The following is a 6,656-nucleotide window of genomic DNA, read 5'->3' on the forward strand; positions in this document are numbered from 1 at the left end:
TGAGGGGAATTTTTCGGTGCAAATTTGTGTGTTCATGTCCGTACGGGTAGACTGCTTCACCCTGTCTGATGAGGAGTAGAAACAATGAGCGATACGGCCAGCTGGCAGCCTAGCGCATCTATAAGCAATTTACTGAAGCGTGCGGCGATTATGGCGGAAATTCGGCGATTCTTTGCCGATCGCGGGGTGCTGGAAGTGGAAACCCCGGCGATGAGCCAGGCCACGGTGACCGATATTCATCTGTTTCCTTTTCAGACCCGCTTTGTCGGGCCGGGCGCGGCGCAGGGACTCGATCTCTATCTGATGACCAGCCCTGAATACCATATGAAGCGTTTACTGGCGGCAGGAAGTGGCCCGATCTTCCAGCTTTGCCGCAGCTTTCGTAACGAAGAAGCGGGACGCCACCACAATCCAGAATTCACCATGCTGGAGTGGTACCGTCCGCATTACGACATGTACCGGCTGATGAACGAAGTCGATGACCTGTTACAGCAGGTGCTGGAATGCGCCCCGGCAGAAACGCTCTCTTATCAGCAGGCTTTTATTCGCCATCTGGAAATCGATCCGCTGTCGGCTGATAAAACTCAGCTGCGTGAAGTGGCTGAGAAGTTGGGCGTGGGCGATTTGGCTAACCGCGAAGAAGACCGCGACACCCTACTGCAACTGCTGTTTATGATGGGTGTTGAGCCACAAATCGGTAAAGATAAGCCGGCCTTTGTATACCACTTTCCGGCCAGTCAGGCTTCCCTGGCGGAGATCAGCACGGAGGATCACCGCGTGGCAGAGCGTTTTGAGGTGTACTTCAAGGGGATTGAGCTGGCGAATGGCTTCCGCGAACTGACCGACAGCCGCGAGCAGAAGCAACGCTTTGACCAGGATAACCGGAAACGTGCGGCTCGTGGGCTTCCTCAGCAACCCATTGACACTAACCTGTTGGCTGCGCTTGCGCATGGGATGCCGGATTGTTCAGGCGTAGCCTTAGGTGTCGATCGCATCGTGATGCTGGCGCTGAAAGCCGACTCTCTGAGCGAAGTGATTGCCTTCCCGGTCGATCGCTGCTGAGCGTTCAAGAGGCGGCGGACTGCCGCCTCTGCTGTTTTACAACCCGCCTGATTTATAAGAACGTGCAGCCGGAGCCCCATTCTGAGCTGGCGTCTTGCGTCCAATCGTCTCCATGCGCACCTGGAAAGGTGGGAACGGCATTTCCAGCCCGTGTTCCTGATAGCCCCGCAGAATAAGCTGATGCAGCTCATGGCGCAGCGGCATGCGGTGCCCCATCTCTGCGGCGTGAATACGCAGCTCAAACAGCTGAATACCCTGTTGAAGATCCACCAGATAGGCTTCCGGCGGCGGGGCTTCCAGCACGTACTGGCAGCGTTGCGCTGCTGTGAGCAGGACATTGGTCACTTCTTCACTGTTGGCTTCAGCAGAGGCTGGAATAGTCAGCACCACGCGGGTCACCGAGTCTGACAACGACCAGTTAATAAACTGTTCGGTAATAAAGGCCTTATTCGGCACGATAATCTCTTTGCGGTCCCAGTCGGTGATGGTGGTGGCGCGGGTGTTAATCTTGGTAATGCTGCCGGTCAAATCCCGAATGGTGACGGTATCGCCGATGCGAATCGGTTTCTCAAACAGAATAATCAGGCCGGAGATAAAGTTGGCGAAAATCTCCTGTAACCCAAAGCCTAATCCCACACCCAGTGCGGCAACCAGCCATTGCAACTTCGACCAGTCCACACCAATCATTGAGAACCCGACCAGCCCGCCAACGAAAATCAGGATGTATTTCGTCAGGGTAGTAATGGCATAGCCAGTGCCAGGCGTCAGGCTCAGGTGCTGGAGCAGTGCCAGTTCCAGCAGGGCAGGCATATTCCGCACCAGCTGGGTGGTAATGATCAGCACCAGAATAGCAATCAGCACCGATCCCAGCGTGATTGGTTGCAGGCTTTCAACGCCCTGCACCGTAGTGCTGGCATCCCACAGACGGATGTTTTCGAGGAAGCCAAACGCCGAGTGAATTTCGGACCACAGCACAATCACCGAAATCAGCGCAACCAGCGTCAGAATGGAACGAACGAGCCGCAGAGACTGCGCGCTGATGGCATCCAGATCGATTACCGGTTCTTCCACTTCAAGCGTGTCGGAGTTGCTTTGAGGAACGACCGCTTCCTCTTCGCCTTTCGCACGTTGGGCGAGGATCTCAGCACGGCGATTTCGCGCACGATCAAAGGCAATGCGGCGCCGCTGGATCAGCATCCAACGGCGGATAATATGGTAGATAACCAGCAGCAGGAACCAGATAGCAACGGAGGTTTCCAGCCTTGCCAGTAGCGCCTGAGAAGTCGCCAGATAGCCAATACAGGACGCCAGCGCGGCAAACAGTGGAATGAAGATCATCAGATTCCACAGCATCTTGTTAATCAGGTTGTCACCGCTGCCTTCTTTGTCCAGATGCAGCGGGATGCCGGCACGCTTAAGGCTGACGGTGACCAGGCTTAGCGCACCGCAAATCAGGATGAAACAGAGTCTTCCCAGCGTGGCGGAGAACTGCCGATCTTCCAGGTTATCGAAGCTTATCAACAGCATAATCAGCGGCACAACCAGGCCGATGCACAGCGAATAGAAGCGCATGGCGCGGGCAACGCGGGCCTGAGGCCAGCGGAAGTGAACAATGAACAATCCCTGCGGGCGGGCAAAAGCGGCGCTGATCATAAAGACCCACAGCAACGGCACGGTTGCCGTTATGCCATCGCCAATAGCTACCGCGATAGGATAAGGCCAGGCATGTTGCAGCCCATAACCCAGCGCCATCCACAGCACCGGCAAGGGCAGGGCGACGAGAATTGACCAGAACACCGTACGCATCGTTAAACCGAAACGGTCCTGCGTCACTTTGCCGACCTTGCTGGCCGAGCGGTTCATAAAATCACGGTAGTGGCGGCGGGAGCTGAGACTGAAGCCAACCAGCAGCACGGCGCCAATAATCGGGATAAGGGTTTCGCGGCTGGTGAACATCATCACCATCGCGCCGCCCAGCTGGCCGAGCGTATCCAGCGACAGCAGGCTCTTCAGGTCACGCGCCAAATCCATCGGGAAATTCAGGCTTAACGCATTCACATCCGCCGTCCAGAACAGGTAGCGGTGGGTGGCTTCTTTGACTTCGTTTAACGCATCTTCAAGCTGGCCATTCGCCACCTTCAGCTTGGTCACTTCCAGGATCAGATTGTCACACCCTGAGAGCAGCGAACCGATCAGCTCGCGCTGCGTTTTGATTTGCGCATCAAGAATACGTTTCTGTTCTGTGGTTAGCGGGCTGCCATCATCCTGCTTAATCTGACGAAGCTGCTGCTGACGTTCGAGCAGATCTTCATAGCGCAGCCGCTGAACACGCAGTTCCCCCATCTCATTATCAAGCTGCTGGGGCTTAGGCATATCAGGCAGACGGGCAACCTGAGCTCGTAGCGCCTCGCCAAGCACGTTAGAGACGCCAAGCCACTGGGACTGCTCGCGGATTGTGCTCAGCGCCTGACGCACCTGAATGGTCTGATTATTGGCCGTTCGCTGCTGCGAGGCCACCAGGTCCATTCTTTGGGCCTGCTGGTTGAGATCATTAGACAGTTCGCGGTTAACACGGAACTGTTTATCGAGATTTTTCGGCAGTTCGCCGCTGTTTTGAGCCAGTTGCTCGGTACGCTCCAGGGCGATTTCGGCTTCGCGCTGGCGACGGCTGTTCAGCTGATTACGTAAGTCCTGCAAATAGGCATCCAGCTGAGCGGCTTTACGCTGATGGAACTCGCCGCGCATTCTTGCCAGTTCCTGACGATTGTTTGCCGACAGCTGAGCCAGTTCGAGCTCATCAACCCGGGCTTTTTGTGCCGCCGATTCCGCCTGGCGGGCCGCGAGCTGTGCCTGGGCTAAAGGCGTGGTGGCTGAAGGCTGCCCTTGCAGACGGCGTTCAATATCATTGAGTGCTCGACGGGCTTCGGTTTGCTGTTGCGGAAGTTGAGCCAGTGAATCGCTTATCTCACGGGCTCGATCCTGCTCCTGCTGTGCCTGGCGACCCTCTTCAATCAGCTGGCTGCTGACCTGCAGGATCTCCTGATCGAGTTCAGGGGCGGTCATGGTATTGCTGATAGTTTTTGGGTTATCAGTCAGCGCGGTGATCTGCTGGCGCAGATCGCGCGAAAGCTTCGGGAAACCATCAATGATCTGCTGGTAGGCATCTGAATTGGCCTGAGATTTTTGCAGCTCATCAAGCCAGTTCAGCGTCGACTGCAGCGCATCCACCGTTTCCGCCTGATTCGGCGTGGTTTTGTCTGATTTAGCTTCTTCAAGCTGTTGCTTGATTTGGGCGGTATCAGGGGCGCTGGCGCCCCAGGCGGGCTGGAGGAGTATCCAGCCCAACAAAATTGGAAGAATCAGGCGTAACATAGGCGTCTACTATGGGTGGTGTAAAACTTCTTCCGCACTGGTTTTCTGCAGTGCGATGGCGAGCGTCTGACCCAGGCGCGTTTTGGTTTCTGGCGTCAGACTTTCGGCCAGTTTTACCCTGTCTTTGGCAAACAGATTAATCACCGTTGAGCCCAACTTGAAGCGGCCCATTTCCTGGCCTTTCAGCAGCACGACCGAACCCTCTTCTTCGGCACCCGGCCAGCTCCAGCGTTTGATCACGCCTTCCCGCGGAGGGGTTACCGTGCCGGACCAGACGGTTTCGATGCTTCCCACGATAGTTGCTCCCACCAGAATCTGAGCCATAGGACCAAATTCGGTATCAAACAGGCAAATAACGCGCTCGTTGCGGGCAAACAGGTTAGGGATATTCTGCGCCGTCAGCGGATTGACGGAATAAAGATCGCCGGGGACATAAATCATCTCGCGCAGGATGCCATTGCAAGGCATATGCACGCGGTGGTAATCCCTTGGTGCCAGGTAAGTGGTAATGAACTCGCCGTCACGGAACATCTCTGCCATGGCGGTATTGCCAGCCAGCAGCGCTTCCAGCGAATAAGTGTGACCCTTCGCCTGGAAAATCTGGTCGCCGTTGATGTGGCCTAACTGGCTGACTGCGCCATCGGCAGGCAGCACCAGCAGATTGGGATCGGTCTCAATTGGCCGGGCTTCGTCGCGTAACGGACGGACGAAGAAGTCATTGAAGGTGCGATAGCTCGCCGTGTCTGATTTCTGAGCCTCTTTCATATCGACTTTATAGAACCAGACAAACGCATCGATAACCGCTTTAGTGAGCCAGCCTGCGCGCTTACCAGCGCCCCAGCCAGCCAGTTCAGTCAGGCCTTTTTTAGGCAGAATGTTATTCAGACCAAGTTTAAAACGATCCAACACGGTAGCCTCCTGGCTTGATCAGACAAATAGAGAAACGGGGCGGATTGTAACAGCGCCCTGGTGATTAGGCTATGACGCCTGTCTGCGTGATGCAGACAGGCCGGGATCAGTTACTGTTTTCTGAAAAACTGCGCCGTGTTTTCAGTTGCATATCCGACATGCTATCCAGAATTCGGTGGTAGCTTTCAAAGCGGGCAGGATCAATCTTGCCGTTTTCTACGGCTTCACGCAGCGCACAACCCGGATCGTTGTCATGCTTACAATCGCGGAATTTACAGTGGCCTAAAAACTCACGGAATTCGACAAATCCCTGGGTGATTTGTTCCGGCTCAAGATGCCATAAACCGAATTCCCTGACGCCAGGGGAGTCAATCACATCACCGCCCTGTGGGAAGTGATACAGGCGTGAGGCGGTGGTGGTGTGCTGACCCAGACCAGAGACGTCAGAGACGTCGTTCGTCAGGATCTCATTAACGCCCAGTTGCAGCCCCAAAAGGGTATTCAGCAAGCTGGATTTGCCCACGCCAGACTGACCAGCAAAGATGCTGATGCGGCCAACCAGCGCTTCTTCCAACGCTTGCAGACCGTTTTTCTGATGGCTGGAAACCATCAATACGCGATACCCAATGCGACGGTAGATATCCATCTGTTCTTCAACAAATTTACGTCCTGCTTCATCAAGCAGGTCGATTTTGTTCAACACCAGCAGAGGCTCTACCTCCAGCGTTTCACTGGCTATCAGATAGCGGTCAATAATATTCAGTGACAGCTCAGGCAGGATCGCAGAAACAATCACAATCTGATTGAGGTTGGCCGCGATCGGCTTCACGCCGTCGTAAAAGTCTGGGCGAGTCAGGACCGAGGTGCGTTCATGAACGGCCTCAACAATCCCTTTAACGGTGGCACTTCCTTCAACACCCGGACGCCATAACACGCGGTCGCCGGTGACCAGCGAGCGAATGGTGCGGCGAATGTTGCAGCGGTGCACTGAACCATCCGCATCTTCCACATCGGCGTGCATACCAAAACGGCTAATGACCACACCGTCCCGCGCTTCGCCAAACAGGCTGTCATCGGGCTCTGGTTTATCCGCACGTTGTTTAAGGCGGCGGTCGTGGTTAGCACTGACGCGACGTTGCTGACCCTTGGACAGTTTGTTTTTACTCACTCTTCCTCACATGGTTGGCAGGCTTCGCCCTGACAGGGCAAAACGTTTATGATACACCCTAATGTTTGATGATATAAGCCACGGTGAGGATCCCTATGACCGCAAATGCCAGTAACCTGATTTGGATTGACTTAGAAATGACCGG

At 55.1% G+C, this 6,656-nt stretch carries 4 protein-coding genes; 1 reads left to right on the forward strand and 3 read right to left on the reverse strand.

The features are described 5' to 3' along the window. Positions 1-84: 84 nt before the first annotated feature. Positions 85-1,062 (forward strand): elongation factor P--(R)-beta-lysine ligase, encoded by a 978-nt coding sequence (gene epmA, locus WCC56_RS02920; protein ID WP_424690944.1) that lies wholly within the window; start codon positions 85-87, stop codon positions 1,060-1,062. A 36-nt stretch (positions 1,063-1,098) separates the two neighbouring features. On the opposite strand, the gene mscM is transcribed toward epmA, so the two are convergent. The 3 genes from mscM to rsgA all read right to left on the reverse strand — a co-directional run bounded on the left by mscM (position 1,099) and on the right by rsgA (position 6,511). Then, entirely contained in the window at positions 1,099-4,434 is a 3,336-nt protein-coding gene (gene mscM, locus WCC56_RS02925) for a miniconductance mechanosensitive channel MscM (protein WP_424690945.1), read from the reverse strand. Between the two features lie 9 nt (positions 4,435-4,443). Next, positions 4,444-5,343 carry an archaetidylserine decarboxylase gene (gene asd / locus WCC56_RS02930; RefSeq protein WP_424690946.1) on the reverse strand — a complete coding sequence of 300 codons (900 nt, stop codon included), beginning with the start codon at positions 5,341-5,343 and terminating at the stop codon, positions 4,444-4,446. Between the two features lie 106 nt (positions 5,344-5,449). After that, entirely contained in the window at positions 5,450-6,511 is a 1,062-nt protein-coding gene (gene rsgA, locus WCC56_RS02935; protein WP_424690947.1) for a small ribosomal subunit biogenesis GTPase RsgA, read from the reverse strand. Positions 6,512-6,656 lie beyond the last annotated feature (145 nt).

Origin of the sequence: Erwinia sp., assembly GCF_049696395.1 — a bacterium.
Lineage (GTDB): Bacteria > Pseudomonadota > Gammaproteobacteria > Enterobacterales > Enterobacteriaceae > Erwinia.